At 65.6% G+C, this 19,343-nt stretch carries 17 protein-coding genes; 5 read left to right on the top strand and 12 right to left on the bottom strand.

What is annotated here, in order from left to right; translation table 11 throughout:
* Positions 1 to 27: 27 nt before the first annotated feature.
* Entirely contained in the window at positions 28 to 1,758 is a 1,731-nt protein-coding gene (phaC, locus tag GH660_RS13575; RefSeq protein WP_228276498.1) for a class I poly(R)-hydroxyalkanoic acid synthase, read from the bottom strand.
* A 98-nt stretch (positions 1,759 to 1,856) separates the two neighbouring features.
* Here phaC and GH660_RS13580 point away from each other — a divergent pair, with 98 nt between their 5' ends.
* Complete coding sequence (locus GH660_RS13580; protein ID WP_153147218.1) at positions 1,857 to 2,087, top strand: hypothetical protein; 231 nt, start codon at positions 1,857 to 1,859, stop codon at positions 2,085 to 2,087.
* Here the strand turns inward: GH660_RS13580 and GH660_RS13585 are convergent.
* The 3 genes from GH660_RS13585 to rluD are packed head-to-tail and all read right to left on the bottom strand — an operon-like array spanning position 2,028 to position 4,517.
* Positions 2,028 to 2,795: a ZIP family metal transporter gene (locus GH660_RS13585; protein ID WP_153147219.1), complete on the bottom strand. Its 768-nt coding sequence runs from the start codon at positions 2,793 to 2,795 to the stop codon at positions 2,028 to 2,030. The two genes, GH660_RS13580 and GH660_RS13585, sit on opposite strands and share 60 nt — an antisense overlap.
* Before the next feature lie 29 nt (positions 2,796 to 2,824).
* Complete coding sequence (gene pgeF, locus GH660_RS13590; protein WP_153147220.1) at positions 2,825 to 3,568, bottom strand: peptidoglycan editing factor PgeF; 744 nt, start codon at positions 3,566 to 3,568, stop codon at positions 2,825 to 2,827.
* A complete protein-coding gene (gene rluD / locus GH660_RS13595; protein WP_153147221.1) occupies positions 3,561 to 4,517 on the bottom strand; it encodes a 23S rRNA pseudouridine(1911/1915/1917) synthase RluD in 957 nt (318 codons plus the stop codon). The genes pgeF and rluD overlap by 8 nt, the downstream gene beginning before the upstream one ends.
* Between rluD and GH660_RS13600 the strand changes: the two genes are divergently transcribed.
* Positions 4,516 to 5,334, top strand: a complete 819-nt coding sequence (locus GH660_RS13600; RefSeq protein WP_304523166.1) for an outer membrane protein assembly factor BamD — start codon at positions 4,516 to 4,518, stop codon at positions 5,332 to 5,334. The two genes, rluD and GH660_RS13600, sit on opposite strands and share 2 nt — an antisense overlap.
* Before the next feature lie 39 nt (positions 5,335 to 5,373).
* Here GH660_RS13600 and GH660_RS13605 read toward each other — a convergent pair whose 3' ends face one another.
* From GH660_RS13605 to gloB, 4 genes are all read right to left on the bottom strand, one after another.
* Positions 5,374 to 5,808 (bottom strand): DUF3293 domain-containing protein, encoded by a 435-nt coding sequence (locus tag GH660_RS13605; RefSeq protein ID WP_153147222.1) that lies wholly within the window; start codon positions 5,806 to 5,808, stop codon positions 5,374 to 5,376.
* Positions 5,792 to 7,126, bottom strand: coding sequence for a DNA recombination protein RmuC (locus GH660_RS13610; protein ID WP_153147223.1), 1,335 nt, complete (start codon positions 7,124 to 7,126; stop codon positions 5,792 to 5,794). Before GH660_RS13610 ends, GH660_RS13605 begins: the two co-directional genes overlap by 17 nt.
* A gap of 3 nt (positions 7,127 to 7,129) precedes the next feature.
* Positions 7,130 to 10,492, bottom strand: a complete 3,363-nt coding sequence (locus tag GH660_RS13615) for a DUF748 domain-containing protein (protein ID WP_153147224.1) — start codon at positions 10,490 to 10,492, stop codon at positions 7,130 to 7,132.
* 96 nt (positions 10,493 to 10,588) lie between these two features.
* Positions 10,589 to 11,344, bottom strand: a complete 756-nt coding sequence (gloB, locus tag GH660_RS13620; RefSeq protein ID WP_153147225.1) for a hydroxyacylglutathione hydrolase — start codon at positions 11,342 to 11,344, stop codon at positions 10,589 to 10,591.
* Between gloB and GH660_RS13625 the strand changes: the two genes are divergently transcribed.
* Genes GH660_RS13625 through dnaQ form a run of 3 tightly spaced genes read left to right on the top strand, consistent with a single transcriptional unit; the run spans position 11,343 to position 13,253 of the window.
* Positions 11,343 to 12,089 carry a class I SAM-dependent methyltransferase gene (locus GH660_RS13625; protein ID WP_368666119.1) on the top strand — a complete coding sequence of 249 codons (747 nt, stop codon included), beginning with the start codon at positions 11,343 to 11,345 and terminating at the stop codon, positions 12,087 to 12,089. The two genes, gloB and GH660_RS13625, sit on opposite strands and share 2 nt — an antisense overlap.
* Positions 12,079 to 12,537, top strand: a complete 459-nt coding sequence (rnhA, locus tag GH660_RS13630) for a ribonuclease HI (protein WP_153147226.1) — start codon at positions 12,079 to 12,081, stop codon at positions 12,535 to 12,537. The genes GH660_RS13625 and rnhA overlap by 11 nt, the downstream gene beginning before the upstream one ends.
* Positions 12,534 to 13,253 carry a DNA polymerase III subunit epsilon gene (gene dnaQ, locus GH660_RS13635; protein WP_153147227.1) on the top strand — a complete coding sequence of 240 codons (720 nt, stop codon included), beginning with the start codon at positions 12,534 to 12,536 and terminating at the stop codon, positions 13,251 to 13,253. The genes rnhA and dnaQ overlap by 4 nt, the downstream gene beginning before the upstream one ends.
* Positions 13,254 to 13,354: 101 nt before the next feature.
* Here dnaQ and GH660_RS13640 read toward each other — a convergent pair whose 3' ends face one another.
* The 4 genes from GH660_RS13640 to GH660_RS13655 form a co-directional block, all read right to left on the bottom strand.
* Complete coding sequence (locus GH660_RS13640; protein ID WP_153147228.1) at positions 13,355 to 14,356, bottom strand: YeiH family protein; 1,002 nt, start codon at positions 14,354 to 14,356, stop codon at positions 13,355 to 13,357.
* A gap of 9 nt (positions 14,357 to 14,365) precedes the next feature.
* Entirely contained in the window at positions 14,366 to 16,801 is a 2,436-nt protein-coding gene (locus tag GH660_RS13645) for an RND family transporter (RefSeq protein WP_153147229.1), read from the bottom strand.
* A gap of 47 nt (positions 16,802 to 16,848) precedes the next feature.
* Positions 16,849 to 17,925, bottom strand: a complete 1,077-nt coding sequence (locus tag GH660_RS13650; protein WP_153147230.1) for a YCF48-related protein — start codon at positions 17,923 to 17,925, stop codon at positions 16,849 to 16,851.
* A gap of 64 nt (positions 17,926 to 17,989) precedes the next feature.
* On the bottom strand, positions 17,990 to 19,336 hold the full coding sequence (locus GH660_RS13655) for a DUF1329 domain-containing protein (RefSeq protein WP_153147231.1): 1,347 nt from the start codon (positions 19,334 to 19,336) through the stop codon (positions 17,990 to 17,992).
* Positions 19,337 to 19,343: the final 7 nt, after the last annotated feature.

Below are 19,343 nucleotides of genomic sequence, written 5' to 3' on the forward strand. Positions count from 1 at the left end.
CTTGCCCCCTCCTCCGGAGTTTTTCCGTTAAACCGCGCGTTCCTTGACGTAACGCCCGGGCGCCGGTTCGATCGGCTTGTATTTTGCATTGCCCGGTTTGCGCGGCGCCCGCGGTTCGCCGGCCAGCGGCTTGAGCCAGGCCGCCCAGTCCGGCCACCAGCTGCCCTTCCGCTCCTCTGCTGCGGTCAACCACCCGGCAGCATCGATTTTCACGTCATCGTTGACCCAGTAGCTGCGCTTGTTCTTGCCGGCCGGGTTGATGACCCCGGCGATATGCCCGGAAGCGCCGAGCACGAAGCGCACCTTGCCGCCGAGAATGCGCGTGCTCTGGTAGGCGGAATGCCAGGGAACGATATGATCCTCGCGGGTCGCCAGCAAATAGACCGGCATGTCGAGGCTGCCGAGGTCGACCTTGACGCCGCACATTTCCAGCTTGCCCGGCACGCGCAGATTGTTGTCGTGGTAGAGGTTGCGCATGTACCAGCAGGCGAACGGTCCCGGCAGGTTGGTCGAATCGCCGTTCCAGTAGAGCAGATCGAAGGCCTGCGGCTTCTGACCCTTCAGGTAGTTGCCGGTAACGTAGTTCCAGACCAGGTCGTTGGCGCGCAGGAAGGAAAACGTGTTCTGCAGATCGCGCGCCGGCAGCAGGCCGCCCTTGCCGATGGTCGACTCGCGCGCCATCAGGCCGTTTTCGTCGATGAAGAGGCCGATCTCGCCGGTATCGGTAAAGTCGAGGAGCGTCGTCAGCAGTGTCAGCGACGAGACGATATCCTCGCCACGCCCCTTGAGCACCGCCAGCGCCGAGGTCAGGATGGTGCCACCGACGCAGAAGCCGAGGGCGTTGACCTGCTTGACCTTACAGATATCCCGGACCACGAGCAGCGCGGCGATCGGGCCGTGCTCGAGGTAGTCGTCCCACTGCAGGTGCCCCTGGGCCTCGGTCGGATTGCGCCAGGAAACCAGAAAGACCGTGTTGCCTTGCTCGACCATGTAGCGGATCAGCGAATTGTCCGGCTGCAGGTCCATGATGTAGAACTTGTTGATGCACGGCGGCACGACCAGCAGGGGGCGGGTACCGACCTTGGGCGTCAGCGGCGCGTACTGGATCAGCTGCATCAGCTCATTTTCGTACACCACGGCGCCTTCGGTCGTCGCGATATTCCTGCCGACCTCGAACACCGATTCGTCGGTCATCGAGATGCGGCCCTTCTCGAAATCCTTGAGCAGGTTGTTGATGCCGTCGGTGATGCTCTGGCCCTTGGTGTCCAGCGCCAGCTTGATGAATTCCGGATTGGTCGCGGCGTAGTTCGAGGGCGCCATCGCATCGGCGATCTGGCGCGCCAGGAAGCGCATGCGATTGCGCGCCTTGTCGTCGGCCGCCGGGATCAGCTCGACCATTTCGTTGACGTATTTCGTGTTGAGAAGGTAGGCCTGATGCAGATAGTCGTAGATCGGGCTTTCGCGCCACTCAGGCGCCGCGAAGCGGCGGTCGCCCGACTCCGGACTGACCTTGAAGGCCGGCTCCTTGCCCTGCTGGCTGGCCAGCACCGACTGCCACAGCGACATCTGCTGATCCATGAACTGCTTCTGCAGGGCGGTCAGCGCCTGCGGATCGGGCGCCGGCGCGATCGCCGCCTGGGGATTGCCGGCCTTGCCGATGAATTCCATGAACTGCTGCGCCATGTTCTGGCCAGCCTGCATGAACTGCATGGCCGAACCCATGAAAGCGTCGTTATTGCCTGATCCCTGCTGCGTCATGGCCAGTCTCGTGTCTGTTTATGAATCGGGGGTTGAGCCTTTGGATTCTCCATACCCGTCCGAGGACTGTCAATGGATTTGCATGCATAATTACCGGAATGTACATCGTCGCCATCGGCTGGCTTTACGTGACCGTTCTCGTTGCATTCAACGAGCCCACCATCGCCGCCGGCCTCATCTCCTTCCTCTTCTACGGGCTGCTGCCCTGCGGGCTGCTACTGTGGCTGGCCGGCAGCAAGGCGCGCCGGCAACGCCGGCGGCACTTGGAATCACTCGCCGACCAGCGCACGCACGACGACGATCGACGCCACGCCGAGGCCGATCAGTAGCACCTGTTGCAGGGTGGCCTTCAGTTCGGTCCGCTTGTGCAGACCGGGAATCAGGTCGGCGACCGCGACATAGATCATGCTGGCCGCAGCCAGGCCGAGCAGGGTGGGAATCCATTCGGTGAGATGCGACAGCGCGAGGTAGGCGAGCATCGCGCCGACCAGCGTCGCCAGGCTCGACAGCAGGTTGAACGCCAGGGCCTTGACGCGGCTGTAGCCGGAATGGAGCAGAATCAGGTAATCGCCGACTTCCTGCGGAATTTCGTGGGCGATGATGGCAAGCGCCGTGACGATCCCGAGTTGGGTGCTTTCCAGGAACGCCGCGGCGATCAGGATGCCATCGACGAAATTGTGGAAGGTGTCGCCGACCAGGATCAGTAACCCCGAGCGCCCGTGATCGTGCGCGGGCGCCTGAGCGTCGTGCGCTTCGCAGTGGTCGTGATGGCAGTGCCGCCACAGCACCAGCTTCTCCAGCACGAAGAAGGCCAGGATGCCGAACAGCACGGTCGCCGCCATCCGGTGCGGCTCCCCGTGCTCCAGGGCATGCGGCAGTATTTCCAGGAAGGCCGCCCCGAGCAGCGCACCGATGGCATAGGAGATCAGCACATTGACGCGATGCGTGCCGACCGCGAAGGTCAGGGCGGCGGCTGCCGTCACGCTCAGGAGGCCGCCGGCCAGCGCAACGGCAATGATCCAGGAAAGGGTACTCACGGGAAACCAGGTTTGCGGGAAGGCGCGGATTATACGCCCGAAGCCGGGTGCGCCAGCCAGATCAGGCTCGCCATGCGCCCGGTGACGCCGTCGCGGCGATAGGAATAGTAACGGTCGGCCTCGGTCACGGTGCACGATCCGCCGCCGCCGATCATCGTGACGCCCAGCCGCTGCAGGCGCTGGCGGGCCAGCAAATAAAGGTCGCACAGCCACTTACCCGGGCCCTGCGCAACGAAACCGGCACTCGCTGCCGGATCCCCGGTGACGAAGGCATCTCGCACCTCTTCGCCGACCTCGAAGCAGCGCGGGCCGATTGCCGGCCCTAGCCAGGCCAGCAAATCGCCAGGCGGCACCTTCATGGCGCCAACCGTGGTCTCCAGCACCCCGGCGTGCAGGCCGCGCCAGCCGGCGTGGGCGGCAGCGACGACCGTACCCCGGCGGTCGCACATGAGTACCGGCAGGCAGTCGGCGGTCATCACCGCGCAGACGTTGCCCGTCTGCCGCGCGACGGCGGCGTCGGCCTCCCAGGATTTCGGCCCCTGATCGACGTCGACCGCAACCGTGCCGTGCACCTGGGTCAACCAGAACGGTTCGCCCGGCAGGCGGGCGGCCAGGGCGGCGCGGTTGGCGGTCACCGCCGCCGCGTCGTCGCCGACGTGGTCGCCGAGGTTGAAACCTGCCCACGGCCCGCGACTGACGCCGCCATGGCGCGTCGTCTGCAAGACCCGGACATTTGCCGGAACGGCCCAGTCCGGCACGTAGCACTCATTCATAGCGCAGGGTTTCCAGCAACTCCGCCATGTCGGCAGGCAACGGCACCTCCCACTGGCGCAACCGCTGCTCCAGAGGATGCACCAGTGCCAGGCGCGTGGCATGGAGCGCCTGGCGCGGGAACGCCGGTAGACGGGGATCGGGCCGGCCATAGACCTTGTCGCCGATCAGCGGGTGCTTGACCGAGGCCATGTGGACGCGAATCTGATGCGTGCGCCCGGTCTCCAGCGTGCACTCGATCAGCGCGCAGTGGGCGAACTGCTCCAGTCCGCGGTAGTGCGTGACGGCCGCCTTGCCGCCGCGGGTTTCCGGCACCACCGCCATCTTGACCCGCTGCGCCGGGTGGCGGCCGATCGGCGCATCGATCGTCGCCTGGTAGAAGACGACGCCGGCGACGAAGGCCAGATACTGGCGCTTGACGGTCCGCGCCTGCAGTTGCCGCACCAGGTCGGTCTGCACTTCCAGCGTCTTGGCGACGACCAGCAGACCGCTGGTGTCCTTGTCCAGCCGGTGGACGATGCCGGCCCGCGGCACTTCGGCGATGGCCGGCACGTGATGCAGCAAGGCATTCATCAGCGTGCCGCTCCAGTTGCCGCTGCCCGGGTGCACGACGAGGCCGGCCGGTTTGTTGATCACCAGCAGCGCTTCGTCCTCGAACACGATGTCGAGCGGGATGTCCTCCGGCTGTTCGGCGAGTTCCGCCGCTTCGCGCGGCTCGTTGAGACGCAGCCGCTCGCCACCCAGCAGCTTGCGCTTGGGTTCCTGCTCGACTTTTCCGTCGACTTCCACCAGCCCTTCGCGCACCCACCCCTGCAGGCGATTGCGCGAATGCTGCGGCCACAGTTCCGCCAGCACCTGGTCGAGCCGGCGTCCGGCGCAGCGATCGGGAACGGCGGCGGGATTGGCCGGAGTTCGGCTATAATCCGCGCGGTCTTCCAAAGGATTTTTCATGATGCGAAGTGTACCCGCATTCACTCCCTTCTTTCGCCTCCTGACGGCACTCCTGATCGCAGCGCTTGCCGCCGGTTGCAGCCTCTTTCCCGAGTCGAAGGACGAAACCGCCGGCTGGTCGGCCAACAAGCTGTACGCCGCCGCCAAGGAAGCGCAGTCCGACGGCGCCTGGGACAAGGCCGCCAAGTATTACGAAAAGCTGGAAGCCCGCTACCCCTATGGCCGCTTCGCCCAGCAGGCGCAGCTCGAACTGGGCTATGTTTACTGGAAGGCCGGCGAAACCGGCTCGGCGCTCGCCGCCACCGACCGCTTCATCAAGCTGCACCCGACCCATCCGGCGGTCGACTACGCCTACTACCTGAAGGGGCTGATCAACTTCAACGAGGACATGGGCTGGGCCGGCTACATCAGCACCCAGGACCCGACCGAGCGCGATCCCAAGGCCGCCCGCGAATCATTCGACGCCTTCCGCGAACTGGCGACCCGCTTTCCCGACAGCAAATACACGCCGGATGCCATCCAGCGCATGAACTACCTGGTCAACGCGATGGCCTCGCACGAAGTCCACGTGGCGCGCTACTACTACAATCGCGGTGCCTACGTCGCCGCCGCCAACCGTGCGCAATCCGCCATCAAGACCTATCCTTCGGCCCCCGCCATTGAGGAAGCGATGTACATCCTGGTCCTGTCCTACGACCGCCTCGGCATGACCGACCTGCGCGACGACGCCGACCGCGTGATGCGCAAGAACTTCCCGAACAGCGAATACTATGTCGTCGGGCTGGGCAGCAAGAAGAAGTGGTGGCATCTCTGGTAACGACCAGGTGATGCCGCGCGGCGGCCGGGGCTGCCTGGCCTAGGGGGTCGTCGCCGCACCGATCCAGACAAGTTCCGGCACGCCGTCGTCGCCACCGCAAACGATGGCGTTCTGCCCGTACTTCTCCCCCAGCGCCAGCGCCTCGGGCAGCGAAATGTCGGCGACGAAACAGCTTTCCTCGTCCATCCAGGTTTGGTCGTCGGCCACGTTCTCGCCGGCATAGGGCTCGTAGCCCGCTTCCAGCAGATCGCATTCCAGTTGCGCCTGGCGTGCCGCATTGTGCGCGGCGTCGACCGGCCGCGAGCCCGGATTGTGCGCCGTCAGGACCGCGAAGCGGCTCGCCCCGGCAGTCTCCAGCCAGCAGCGCAGGGTCTCCGACGCGACGCCGGGGCGCAGGTCGCAGACGGCGCCGGGCAGGAAGACGCGATAGGTCGTCGCGCAGTAGGCGGCTTCGAGTTCAGTCGTCTTCGCCATCGAATTCCGTCGTGCCGATCAGTTGTTCCGCCTCGCCGGCCGGCAAGGCCTCGACCTCGCGCAGCTTGCGCGACAACTGGCGGGTCCGCGTCTCGGCCTTGCTGATGCTGTTGCTCGCCTCGTCGAGTTTCTTCTTGGTGTGGGCCAGCGCCTCGCCGAACTTGCCGAATTCGGTCTTGACCGCCCCGAGCACCGCCCAGACCTCGGCCGAACGCTGCTCGATGGCCAGCGTGCGGAAGCCCATCTGCAGGCTGTTGAGCATGGCCGCCAGCGTCGTCGGCCCGGCCAGGCTGACCCGCCAGTCGCGCTGCAGCGTATCGGCCAGACCGGGGCGGCGCAGGGCCTCGGCATACAGCCCTTCGGTCGGCAGGTAGAGCAGCGCGAAATCGGTGGTGTGCGGCGGCGCGACGTACTTCTCGCGAATGCTGCGGGCCTCGTTCTTCAGCCGCAGTTCGATCGCCCGCCCCGCCTCCTCGACCAGCGCCGGCTCGCCCTTTTCCTGGGCATCCATCAGGCGCTGGTAATCCTCGATCGGGAACTTGGCGTCGATCGGCAACCAGACCACGGCGCCATCGCCCTTGCCCGGCAGGCGGATGGCGAAATCGACCCGCTCGCCGCTGCCCGGGCGCGTCGCCACGTTGGCGGAAAACTGGTCGGCCGTCAGCAGTTGTTCGAGCAGCGCCGACAACTGGACTTCGCCCCAGGTGCCGCGCGTTTTGACGTTACTCAGCACGCGCTTGAGGTCGCCGACGCCGGCGGCCAGCGACTGCATTTCGCCGAGCCCGCGATGCACCTGCTCCAGGCGCTCGCTGACCAGCTTGAAAGATTCGCCGAGACGCTGCTCCAGCGTCGCGTGCAGCTTTTCATCGACGGTCCGCCGCATCTCCTCGAGCTTGCCGGCATTGTCGGTCTGGATTGCGGTCAACCGCCCTTCGACGGTCATTTTCAGACGCTCGAAGCGTTCGTCGAGGCCGAGCGAAAAACGGTTCAGCTCGCGGGCGAAGGCTTCCAGCCGTTCCGCCTGCAGGGTGCCGAACTGGCCGACCTGCGTCGTCACCGCCTGCCCGAGAAGGGTCGCCGACTGCGCGCGCTCCTCGCGGTCGCGGAAAGCCTCCTCGGCATCCTCGCGCCGGCTACGCGCCAGTTCCTCGCGCAACTCGCGTTCCAGCCGTTCGAGCCCCTTTTCCTGCGCCTCCTGCAGGGCGCGCAGGCGCATCTCGTCGTCGCCGCGCCGCTGGCCGCGCAACAGGACGACCACCTGCAACACGATGACGAGGACGATCCCGGCCAGCAGGATCATGGTCAATGCCTCGCTCATCACCTACCTCAACGAGAAATCGACACGGCTGCCCTTGTCCTTGTCGCCGGCCTCGGCCTTCGGCTCGACCAGGAATACGCGCTCGGGCGGAACCTTGCCTTCGTCGATCAACCAGCTCTGGACATTTTCCGCTCGGCGCAAGGCCAGTTGCTGGACATCCTCGTCGGTCGCCGGCAGGTTGGTCAGCATCAGCTTCTCCATTTCCTCGACCGGCAGATCCTTCTGCATGCCGATGAGGTTGCGCGGCTTGGGGAACTTCGCTTCCTTGTAGGCCCGCTGCAGATAGACCGGATATTCGGCGGAAGTGACTTCGATCGAGTCGACCGAGGCACCCTCGCCGCCCTTCTTCAGCTGGTCCTTGAGTTTTTCGGCCTTGACCGCGCGCTCGATCGCCACCCGCTTGATCCCCTCCTTGTCAGCTTCCGGATCGGCGCGGCCGGTGATTTCGAGCTTCAGCGATTCGCGTTCGTTGAGCGCCTTGGCCAGCGCTTCGAGACGTTTGCGCGCGGCGTCGTCGAAGGTCGCGCGCCCTGGTCCGAATTCGATGTTGGAAAGTTCCTCGCCTCCGCCGAACATCGAGCCAAGCAGCGCGAACGGCGACGTGACCGCCTTGACGAAGAGATTGACGATGACCTTGATGATCAGTCCGCCGACCGAGAAGTCCGGATCGTCGAGCGAACCGGAAATCGGCAGGTTGAGGTCGATCTCGCCGCGGTTGTTCTTGAGCAGCGCGATGGCGAGATTGACCGGCAGCGTCGTGGCGTCGGGGCTTTCCACCTTGTCGCCGAAGGTCAGCTGGTCGATGAACAGGCGGTTGTCGGCCGACAGCTGGTTGTTCTCCAGCTTGTAGGCGACGTTGAGCGAGAGCTTTCCCTTGTCGATGTTGTAGCCGGCGTACTTGCCGGAGTACGGCGAGAAGGCCACCAGATCGACTCCCTTCACGTCGGCCTTGATGTCGAGGAAGGACTTCGCGGCCAGCGGATTGAGCTTGCCCACCACCTGCACAGGTGCCGAATTGGCGTAGCTGCCGCGCAATTCGAGGTCGGCAACCGTATCGGCGGTGGACGACAGGCCGCTGACGCGCCCGGCCACCTTCGTCACATTCACCGTGTAGTTGGGCTTGACGAAGAAGTCCGAGAAATTGACCGTGCCGCCCTGCAGGGTGATCTTGCCGATCCGGATCGGCACCGCTGCCGGCTTCGCGGCGGGCGCTGGCTCGGTCGCCTTGGGCGGTGCGGCCGGCGGTACCGGCTCGGCGCCCTTGGCGGCGGCAGGTGCCGCCGCGGTCCGCACGATGTCCTGGAGGTTCAGGCGGCCCTCCTTGCTGAGAATCAGGCGCGAATAGAAGTCACTCAGCGCCACCTCGCCGACAGTGACCGCCATCGGTTGCAGGCGGACGTCGATGCCGCCGAGGAACAGCGATTTCCACTTCAGGAAATCGGCATTGTTTACCTTGTCGACCGCAATCAGGTCGCCCAGCGTCAGCGATCCCTTGTAACTGCCGGCCAGGCCATCCTTGCCGAATTCGATCGCCACCTCGCCGCTGTTGGAAACCTGGCCGCGCGTCAGTTCGATGTTCAGGAACTCGGTGAAATACGGCTGCAGCGGCAGGACCGGGATCGTCTGCGTATCCACCTTGAGCGAAGTCAAGAACGGCGCCAGCTGCACGCTGCCATCAACCTTGAGGCTGCCTTTCTGGTTGATCCGGCTCTTCAGCGAAATGCTCCCTTTCTTGCCAGGCTCGGTCGACAGGTTCTCCCCGACCAAGCTGACGGCATCGATGACCTGCACTGCCGCCGGCCGGGTCATCTGGTCCTCAAGGCGCAGGGTCAGGTCGTCGACCGTCGCCTTGCCGATGTTGGCAATCCACGGGCGCTCGTCGGACAGTTCTTCCTTGGCGGCGCGCAGGGTCTTCACGACCGGCGAGCTGATCCATTCGATCTTGCCTTCCTTGTTGCGCACCAGCAGGGCGCGAACCGCCTGCGCGCCAGCCTCGGTAACATCGACGCGGTGACTGTGAAGATCGAGCCGCACGCCTTTCACCGTCATGTGTCCGATCTGCCAGCGTTCCCCAAGATCGACCCGGTACGACGCCTCGCTGACCTCAATCGGCTCGGCAAGCTTTCCGTCCACCTTGCCAATTAGCGCATTGATGTCCAGCACATCGCCCACCGTCGGCCGCAGCGTGGACTCGTCCTGCCAGTGCATCTTGCCGTTGCTCAGGCGAATTTCCTCGATCACCCATTCGGGCGCCTTGGCCGGCGCTGCGGCCGGTGCCTTGTCGTCCGCCGGCACCGCGGCGATCTGCTCCAGCACGCGCACCCAGTTCATTTCGCCCTGCTTGCTGACCGCCACATAAGCGTCCATACCATTGAGCAGCACGTGCTGGATGGCAAACCGCCGGTTGATCAGATCGGCATTGGCGACATCGACATCCAGCCGCTTCCAGCCCAGCAGCGGCGCGCCGCTCGCCTCCGCGAGCGCGAAATCGGAGATATGCGCGCTACCGACGACAGTCAGCGAAAAAACCTTCTCCGACAATTCCTTGAACACCACCCGGAGTTCGGTATCGAGCAACCCGCCTTTCAGGCGCAGCGGCAAAGAACTGGGCACATAAGGCTGGAAGCCCGCCAGATCGAGGCGGTCGAGATCGATGTTGAGCTCGCTTTCCAGCTTTCCCTCGAAGATTTCCTTGCTTTTGCCCTTGAGCGCGAACGGCGCACCGTCCACGGTGGCCGAGAAACTCGGCTCGACCAGCCGCTCGGCCTGGTACGACAGGCTGGAAATGAAGGGCAGCGACAGGTTGATGTCGCTGACGGTATGGACCTTGCCCAGCGGCTGGTCGTCGAAGACCGCCTTGCCGCCGACGATCTGGATATTGTTGATCGAAAAGCGCGGAGTCGGCGACGGCTCGGAAGGCTTCAGCCATTTTTCGAGCAGGTCGGAGATGTCGTATTGGCCCTCGCCGGTCCGCGCCACGGCGACGCGCGGCCCCTGCAGGCGAATCTCGTCGACCACGGCGCCGTACTGGAACAGCGAGAACGATGAGAGGTTGACGAACAGTTCGTCGAAACCGGCGACTTCCCGGCCGCCCTCCGCCTTGACCGAGACGCCGGCCACCCGGGCCGAGAGGGCGTACGGATTGATGTCGATCTTCTCGATGCTGACTTCGCGCTGCAGTTCGGTCGACAACTGCCTGACCAGCAGCCATTTCATCAGCGGCGGCCCGGCGAAATAGCCGAGCACGCCGAAAGCCAGCAGCACGCCCACGAGCCAGAGCCCTATGCGACGGGCGCGCGGCCCCTTGAACGCCGCGATGGCCTTGCTCGATTTGCTGGAAGTGTTGTCGTCAGGCTGCGCTGTCATGATTTTTCTGCGGCTGGTTCTGTATCAGGTCGAATTTAGCATATCGTCGGACCTGAATTAGCCTTGCCGACGGCATGCGACGCTATCGGCTGCTGCTCAGAAGTCGTTGCGCCAACGGCGGATCGCCGCGAAAACGACCACCGGCGAGGCGTCGACCGCAGCATGTTCGAGCGCGGCCGCAACCACGGCCGGCTCGCTGCAACGCAGGAAGGGATTGGTTGCCTTTTCTTCGCGCAGCGTCGAGGGAACGGAGGAATGCCCGGCGGCACGCAGCGCCGCCACCCGCTCGACCCGTTCGCGCACTGCCGCGTTGCGCGGCTCGACCGCCAGCGCGAAGCGCAGGTTGGCTTCGGTGTATTCGTGCGCGCAATAGATCAGGGTGTCGTCAGGCAAGGCGGCAAGGCGGCCGAGCGAGGCGCTCATCTGCGCCGGCGTGCCCTCGAAAAGACGACCGCAGCCGGCGCCGAACAGCGTGTCGCCGCAGAAAACCGCACCGGGAACGCAATAGGCGATATGCCCGCGGGTATGCCCGCCGACCGGCAACACCGTTACGCGCTGCCCCAGCACTTCGATCGTTTCACCCCCCGCCAGAGGGTCCGTGCAGCCTGTGATAGACTCCTCAGCCGGTCCGAAGACACGGGGCTGCCAGCGCGCTACGAGTTCGGCAACGCCGCCCTGATGGTCGGCGTGATGGTGGGTGATCAGGATGGTTTCGAGGTGCAGCCCCGTACCTTCCAGGCGGGCGATAACCGGTCCGGCGTCGCCTGGATCGACCACCGCTGCCCGTCCGTCGCGGACCAGCAGCCAGATGTAATTGTCCTTGAATGCGGGAATGAGCAGGATTTCGAACATGCCGGAACTATCGAGCGAAGGGCAGCGGATGTCAATTCCGGGCCTCGAGGGCTGGCTGGAATCCGCCCAGGGGCGCTATGTGCTGGGCTGGGAGTCGTCCCGGGTCGACGCCGCCGTCGCCGACATTTTCGGCTTCAACGCCCTGCAGCTCGGCATGCCTTGCCACGACTTCCTCCGCGCCAACCGCATCCCGCTGCGCCAGAAGGCCGGCGACGCCGGCCCGGTCGACGCGCTGTGTGAACTCACCGCCCTGCCCTTTGCCGCCCACAGCACCGACCTGGTGGTGCTGCCGCACGTGCTCGAATTCAGCCAGGACGCCCACCAGATCCTGCGCGAAATCGAGCGCATCCTGATCCCCGAGGGCCAGCTGATCGTGCTCGGCTTCAACCCGGTTTCGCTGTGGGGCCTGCGCAATCGCCTGGATCGCAGCGGCAGCTTTCCGTGGCATGGCGCCTACATCTCGCTGCCGCGCCTCAAGGACTGGCTGAAGCTGCTCGGTTTCGAGGTCGACCGCGGCATCGCCGGTTGCCGGGTACCGCCCTGCGAGCGGCAGGCCTGGCTGCGCCGCTGGCGCTTCATGGAAACCGCCGACGAACACTGGTGGGGGTTTCCCGGCGGCGTCTACATGCTGCGGGCGATCAAGCGCACCCATGCCATGCGCCTGATCACCCCGGCCTGGCGCAAGAATGCGGTCGCCGGCAAGGCCTTGCGGCCGATCGCCCAGAAGGAAAATCATGGTCACTGAAGACAATGTGGAAATCTTTACCGACGGCGCCTGCCGCGGCAATCCCGGCCCCGGCGGCTGGGGCGCCATCCTGCGCCTGGGGCGCCACGAGAAGGAATTGTGGGGCGGCGAGCGCGAAACGACCAACAACCGCATGGAGCTGATCGCCGCCATTCGCGCCCTGGAAGCGCTGAAGCGGCCGGTCGCCGGGCGCGTCCATACCGATTCGCAATATGTGCTCAAGGGCATCAGCGAATGGATCCACGGCTGGAAGCGCAACGGCTGGAAGACCGCCGCGAAGCAGCCGGTGAAGAACGCCGACCTCTGGCAGCAGCTCGACGCCCTGCGCCAGCCGCACCGGCTGGAATGGATCTGGGTCAAGGGCCATGCCGGCCACCCGGAAAACGAACGCGCCGACGCCCTGGCCAACCGCGGCATCGACGAACTGAACAACAAGGACGCCGCATGAGACAGATCGTTCTCGATACCGAAACCACCGGCCTCGACCCCCGCCACGGCCACCGCATCATCGAAGTCGCCTGCATCGAGATGGAGAACCGCCGGCTGACCGGCCGCCACCTGCACAAGTACGTCAATCCGGAACGCGAGATCGACGAAGGCGCGCAGGCGGTGCATGGCATCAGCCTCGAATTCCTCGCCGACAAGCCCAAGTTCGCGGACATCGCCGATGAATTCCTCGAATTCATCAACGGTGCCGAGCTGGTCATCCACAACGCACCGTTCGACCTCGGCTTCCTCAACGCCGAGCTGTCCCGCCTCGACCGCGTGCCGGTCGAGACGATCTGCAACGGCGTCACCGACACCCTGCGCATGGCCAAGGACCTCCACCCCGGCAAGCGCAACAGCCTGGATGCCCTGTGCGAGCGCTACGAGATCGACAACTCGCAGCGCACCCTGCACGGCGCGCTGCTCGATACCGAACTGCTGGCTGAAGTCTTCCTGGCGATGACACGCGGCCAGAACACGTTGATGATCGAACCGGACGCCGCCCCCCGCGCCCAGGCAGGCGCCGGCGGCCGCCGCGGCGAACGCAAGCCGCTGCTCGTGCGCCGGCCAACGGATGACGAGCTGGCCGACCACCAGCGGGTACTGGCCGCCATCGACAAGGAAACCAAGGGCGCCTGCATCTGGCTGGCCGGCGCACACCCGGGATCGGCTTCGTAGGCGAGCCGCCCGCCGGGAGGAGTCCCGGCACCGGGCGGGAGCAGCAGTGAGCGACCTGCGAACGGGTGCTGGCCGGATGCCCCCCTGGCAGCCCGGTGCGTTCAGCGCAATATCAGCAGGCCGCCAAGGATCAGACCAGCCAGAAACACCGTGTCGACCGCCAGCATCAGTACCGGGCGCCAGCCGAGGCTGGCCAGTTGCTGCAGCGAGGTCTTGACCCCGAGCGCGGCAATCGCCACGACGAGGCACCAGCGCGACAGGTGGGACGCGGCATCGGTCACCGGCTTGGGAATGATGCCGAGGCTGTTGATCACGACCAGAACGGCGAAGCCGATCAGGAAGCCGGGCAGCAGCGGCGGGCGGGCACCGCCCTCGCCGCGCGTGCGGAAGACCAGCGAGAAGACGAGCACGACCGGCAGCAGCATGGCGACGCGCAGCAGCTTGACAAAGGTGGCGCCATCGCCGACTTCCGGCGAGATCATGTAGCCGGCGGCGACGACCTGGGCGACGTCGTGGATGGTTCCGCCGAGAAAGACCGACGCCGCGCCGGGATCGAGATCCAGGGCGCGAGCGATAGCCGGGTAGGCGATCATCGCCACCGTCGACAGGGTCGTCACGCCGACCACGGTGAACAGCGTGAAACGCTGGTTTTCCTCGTTCTTCGGCATCACCGCGGAGATCGCCAGCGCCGCCGAGGCGCCGCAGATGGCGACGGCGCCACCGGTGAGCAGGCCCTCGGTCTTCGGCCGGCCAAGCAGGCGGCCGACCAGCGCACCGAAGAGGATGGTCAGCACGACGCCGCCAATCACCATCATGATCGGCACGGCACCCAGCCCCGAGATCTGCTCGGCGGTGATGCGGGCGCCGAGCAGCGCGACGCCGAAGCGCAGGATCTGGCGCGACGCGAATTCGATGCCGGCCTTGACCTTCTCGCCGTTGGCGGCAAAGTTGAACGCCATCCCGAAGAACAGGGCATAGAGCAGCTGTGGCCCGCCCTGGTGTTCGGCGATGAAGGTCGCGGCCAGCGCAATGGTGATCGCGGTCAGCACGCCCGGCCAGATCACCGGCCAGGCGGGCAGCTGCAGGGCATGGGCGAGTCTCATGCCAGCCCCTCAGCGGCCGAAGCCGCGGGCCTGCGCCGGCGTCTTCAGCAGGAAGTGGGAAAGCGCCGGGATCAGGATCAGCGCGCCGATCATGTTCCACAGGAACATGAAGGTGAGCAGGATGCCCATGTCGGCCTGGAACTTGATCGGCGACCAGGCCCAGGTGACGACGCCGGCCGCCAGGGTCACGCCAACCAGGGCGACGACCTTGCCGACGAACTGGATCGAGCGCTTGTAGGCGACGGCCAGCGATGCCCCAGCGCGCTGCTGCGCCAACTGGATGCTCAACAGATAGAGGGCGTAATCGACGCCGATGCCGACCCCCAGCGCGATGACCGGCAGGGTCGCCACCTTGACACCGATGCCGAGCATCACCATCAGCGCTTCGCAGAGGATGGACGTCAGGATCAGCGGCACGATGGCGACGACGACCGCGCGCCAGTTGCGGAAGGTGATGAAGCAGAGAGCGATGACCGCGAGATAGACATAGACCAGCATCTCGGTCCAAGCCTTCTTGACGACGATGTTGGTCGCCGCCTCGATCCCGGCGTTGCCGGCGGCGAGCAGGAACTGGCGCTCCGGCGTCGAGTGCTCCTCGGCGAAGCGGGCCGACTCGGCGACCACGCGGCTCAGGGTTTCCGCCCGGTGGTCGCTCAGGTAGGCGATCACCGGCATCACCGAACAGTCGTTGTTGAACAGGTCGGGATTGTTGACCGACGCCTGCTGCGCGCCGTAGTTCAGGATGTCCTGGTTGCGCGCCAGCGTCAGCCACTTCGGGCTACCCTCGTTGGAGCCGGCGGTGATCTGGCGCACCGCGTTGCCGAGGAAGACCGTCGTCTGGACGCCAGGTAACTGCTGCAGGCCCCAAGCCAGGCGGTCGGCCTCGACCAGGGTCTGGTAGTTGAGGCAACCTTCGGCCGCCGTCTTGACGATGACCGCGAACTGGTCGCTCGACAGCGAGTAGCTGCCGGAAATATAGGCATTGTCGCGGTTGTAGCGCGAGTCGGCGCGCAGTTCCGGCGCCCCCTGTTCGAGATCGCCGATCTTGAGCTGCAGGCTGACGATGAAGCCGGCGACCGCCAGAACCAAGGCCACGATGATGGCGCCCAGCGCCCAGCGCCGTTCGGTGAAACGCTCGAGTCCGCGCCACAGTGCGGCGAAGCCGCCGCGGCCGTCATCCGATTCGGCGCGCAGGCTGCGCTCGGCCGCCGCCGTGCTGACGCCAGTATAGGAAAGGAGGACCGGCAGCAGGATCAGGTTGGTGAAGATCAGCACTGCGACGCCGAGGCTGGCGGTCAGCGCCAGATCCTTGATGACCGGAATGTCGATCACCATCAGCACGGCGAAACCGACGGCATCGGCAAGCAGCGCCGTCATGCCGGCGAGGAACAGGCGGCGGAAGGTATAGCGGGCGGCGACCAGGCGGTGCGTGCCGCGGCCGATGTCCTGCATGATGCCGTTCATCTTCTGCGCCCCGTGCGAAACGCCGATGGCGAAGATCAGGAAGGGAACGAGGATCGAGAACGGGTCGAGCTCGAAGCCGAACAGCGCGACCAGGCCGAGCTGCCAGACGACGGCGACCACCGAGCAGGCGACGACCAGCGCCGTGCTGCGCAGGCAGCGGGTGTAGAGATAGATGATGGCGATGGCGATGGCGGCGGCGATGGCGAAGAAAGTCATCACCTTGGCCAGACCGTCGATCAGGTCGCCGACCAGCTTGGCGAAGCCGATCATGTGGATGCGCACGCCCGGCGCACCGTCCTTGGCGGCACGTTCGAAGCGGTCGCGGATGTTCTCCTCGAGGGCGGCGGACAGCGCACGGTAGTCGATCGCCTCGCCGGTCGTCGGATCCTTGTCGAGCAGCGGGACGACGAGCATGCTCGACTTGAAGTCGTTGCCGACAAAGCGGCCGACGATGCCGGAGCGGGCGATGTTGAGGCGCAGCTGCTCGGTGGCCTTGGGCGAGCCGTCGTACGAATCGGGCATCACCGGGCCGCCCTGGAAGCCCTCCTCGGTGATCTCGGTCCAGCGTACCGACGGGGTCCACAGCGATTTCAGCCAGGCGCGGTCGACCCCCGGGGTGAGGAACAATTCGTCGTTGATCTTGCGCAGCGTCTCCTGGTACTTCGGATCGAAGATGTCGCCGTCGGTGTTCTCGACGACGATGCGCAGCACGTTGCCGAGACCGCGCAACTCGGCGCGGTTGTCGAGGTAATTCTTGATGTAGGGCTGGCCCTGCGGAATCATCTTCTCGAAGCTGGCATTCAGCGTCAGCCGGGTGGCCGCCCCGAACAGGAGCACCAGGGTGACCAGTACGCAGACGATGACGACGGCCAGGCGGTTGTTGAAAATCGCCCGTTCGAGGGCAGTCCCCGAGTTGGGGTTGAAGTCGGTCAGGGTTCGCACGATCGGCATGCGATCCATGAGGTCTGTGGCTACGGCCATCGCTGGGTTCTCCTGTCTCTGCTTTTTGGTATGGGTGTTCTGCTTGCTTACTGGATGGCCTGGGTGCGCACGCCGCGGGCGCCGACCATCACTGTGCCTTCGCGACCGAGGCAGGCGACCGCCGAGGCCGGGCTGGCCTGCTCGACCTTGACCGGGCGGAAGCTGGCGCCGGCATCGTCGCTGACCAGCACACGTCCGGCCTGGCTGACGAGGACGAGGCGCTTGTCGCCGCAGCTGGTGGCGCCGGTGATGCCGTCCTGCAGGCCGGTCTCGACCTTTTTCCAGGTCTTGCCGCCATCGCTGCTGCGGAAGGCGTGGCCGCGCAGGCCATGCACCAGGACCGCGCCATCACCGCCGGCAAGGCCGAAGAAACTGCCCTTGTAGCCGGTGTCGAGCGCGACGAAACGGTTGCCGCCGGCATCGAGCTTCAGCACGGTGCCCTGCTCGCCGGCGATGTAGAGCGCGCCGCCAACCTGGCGGATGGCGTAGAGGTGCAGGCGGGACGGGTTCTCGGTGCGGTGGAACCACGGTTCCCAGGTCTTGCCTCCATCGGCGGTGCGAAAGATCTGGTTGAATGCGCCAACGATGAAGCCGTTGTTCTCATCGGCGAACCAGACGTCGAGAAAGGCGTTCTCGGCCCCCTGGGCGCCGATGCGCTTCGTTTCGTCGACCAGTGCCGCGGCGCGGTCGGCCGGGCCAAGGGAACCCTTCGCGGCCTCGGCCGCGTAGAAGTTGGCCATCAATTCGCCGGCGCTGCGCCCGTCGAGCTGGCGTGTCCAGGTGGCGCCGCTGTCGGCGCTGTGCAACACGACGCCGTCGTGGCCGACCGCCCAGCCCTTGGCCGTCGTCGGGAAATATACCGCCACGAGATCGGAGCTGACCGGCACCTTCGCCTGCGTCCAGGTCTTGCCACCGTCGTCGGAAAGAACAATGTGGCCGCGCTGGCCGACGGCGACGATGCGCTGCCCGGCATTGGCGACGCCGTTGAGCAGCGACTTCGCCGCGAAGGCGCTGTCGCGCGCCGGGGTGTCGAGGACGTCGCGGTAGCTCGCGGCGGCGGAGGCTACCAGGGGCAGCGTCAGAACGAACGCAAGGAGCGGAGGAACGATCTTCCGGAAAGTCATGGCTTGCCTTGTCGAAAAAGGGGCCGGTTGCGGGGTCGACCGCAACCGGCCTGGTGGGGAGGAATTACCGGATGCCGGCGCCGGCCAGCGCGTCGGGTGACCAGTCGCGTTCCGACGCCGGCTTGCCCTGGCGGACGCCGCCGGTTTCAGCGGTGTAGCCGGACAGCGAGTAGGAACCGGCGATCAGGTCGTACAGGCCATGCATGTCGGCCCACGGCGCCGACGCCTCGTAACTCGGGGTCTGGTAGGCGAAGCCGGCACGGAACAACTGGCCGCGCGCGTCGTACTGGTCGGAGGCCAGGATGGTCCAGGAATCCTCATCGATGTAGAAGGTGCGCTTGCTGTAGATGTGGCGCTTGCCCTCGCGCAGCTTGGCCTCGACGACCCAGACGCGGTGCAGTTCCCAGCGGACTTGATCCGGATTGATGAACTTCGGCTTCAGGAGGTCATCCTTGTTGGAGGCGAAGGCCATGCGGTAGGTGTTGTACGGGACGTACATTTCCTTCTTGCCGACCAGATTGAAGTCGAAGCGGTCCATCGAGCCGAGGAACAGGAAGACGTCGTCGAAGGTCGAGGTGCCGCCGGTGCCCGGGTTCGGGGTGTCGAAGGCGAAATCCGGGGCGATCTTGACGCGACGCTGACCGGGCAGGTACTGCCAGGCACGGCGGTCGCTGGTTGCGTAGTCGAGCGGATCGATGATCATCATCGCCTCGCCGGCACGGCGGGCCGGACCGGTATAGGTGATGCGCTGCTTGTAGGAAACGCCCGAATCGGCCTTGCCGCTATCCCAGTACGGATATTCCTGGACGATCGAACCTTCGGTCGACACGGACGGACGGCCCGATGCGTCGATGTTCCAGTTGCGGTACTTGACGTTGTAGGCGACGCCCTGGAAACGGACGAGGTGGTTCCACATCACTTCGTAGCCGGTCTTGGGGATCGGGAACGGGATGCCGGCATGACAGCCTTCCATCGAGCGGCCGCCGTTCGTGGTCTTGGCCGACGTCGCGCACTTGGCCGTATTGTCGGCAACCCACTTGGGATAGGCGACGCTGCGCTGGGTCGGGTAGACGTCGATCCGGTAATCCGGATTCTTCTTCATCAGCGCCTTGGTGCCTTCGGTCAGCTTGTCAGCGTATTTGTCCATGTTCTTGGCGTCGACTGCGAACAACGGCTTGTCGGCGGCGAACGGGTCGGGACGCAGGCCGTCGCCGGCCTTGAATTCGGCCGGGGCCTTGGTCAGGCCGCCGGCGTAGGCCGGAATCGAGCCGTCCTTGTTACCGGCCTTCTCGGCGCCGGTGGCGGTCAGGGTGGTGCCGAGCTGCTTGGCTTCTTCGGCGCTGACGCCGGCCAGGGCGGCGCCCGAAACGGACGTCAGCGCAGCAATCAGAAGGGTTTTTTGAAATCGCATGAGTTGT

The organism is Dechloromonas sp. H13 (assembly GCF_009469615.1).
Taxonomy (GTDB): Bacteria; Pseudomonadota; Gammaproteobacteria; order Burkholderiales; family Rhodocyclaceae; genus Azonexus.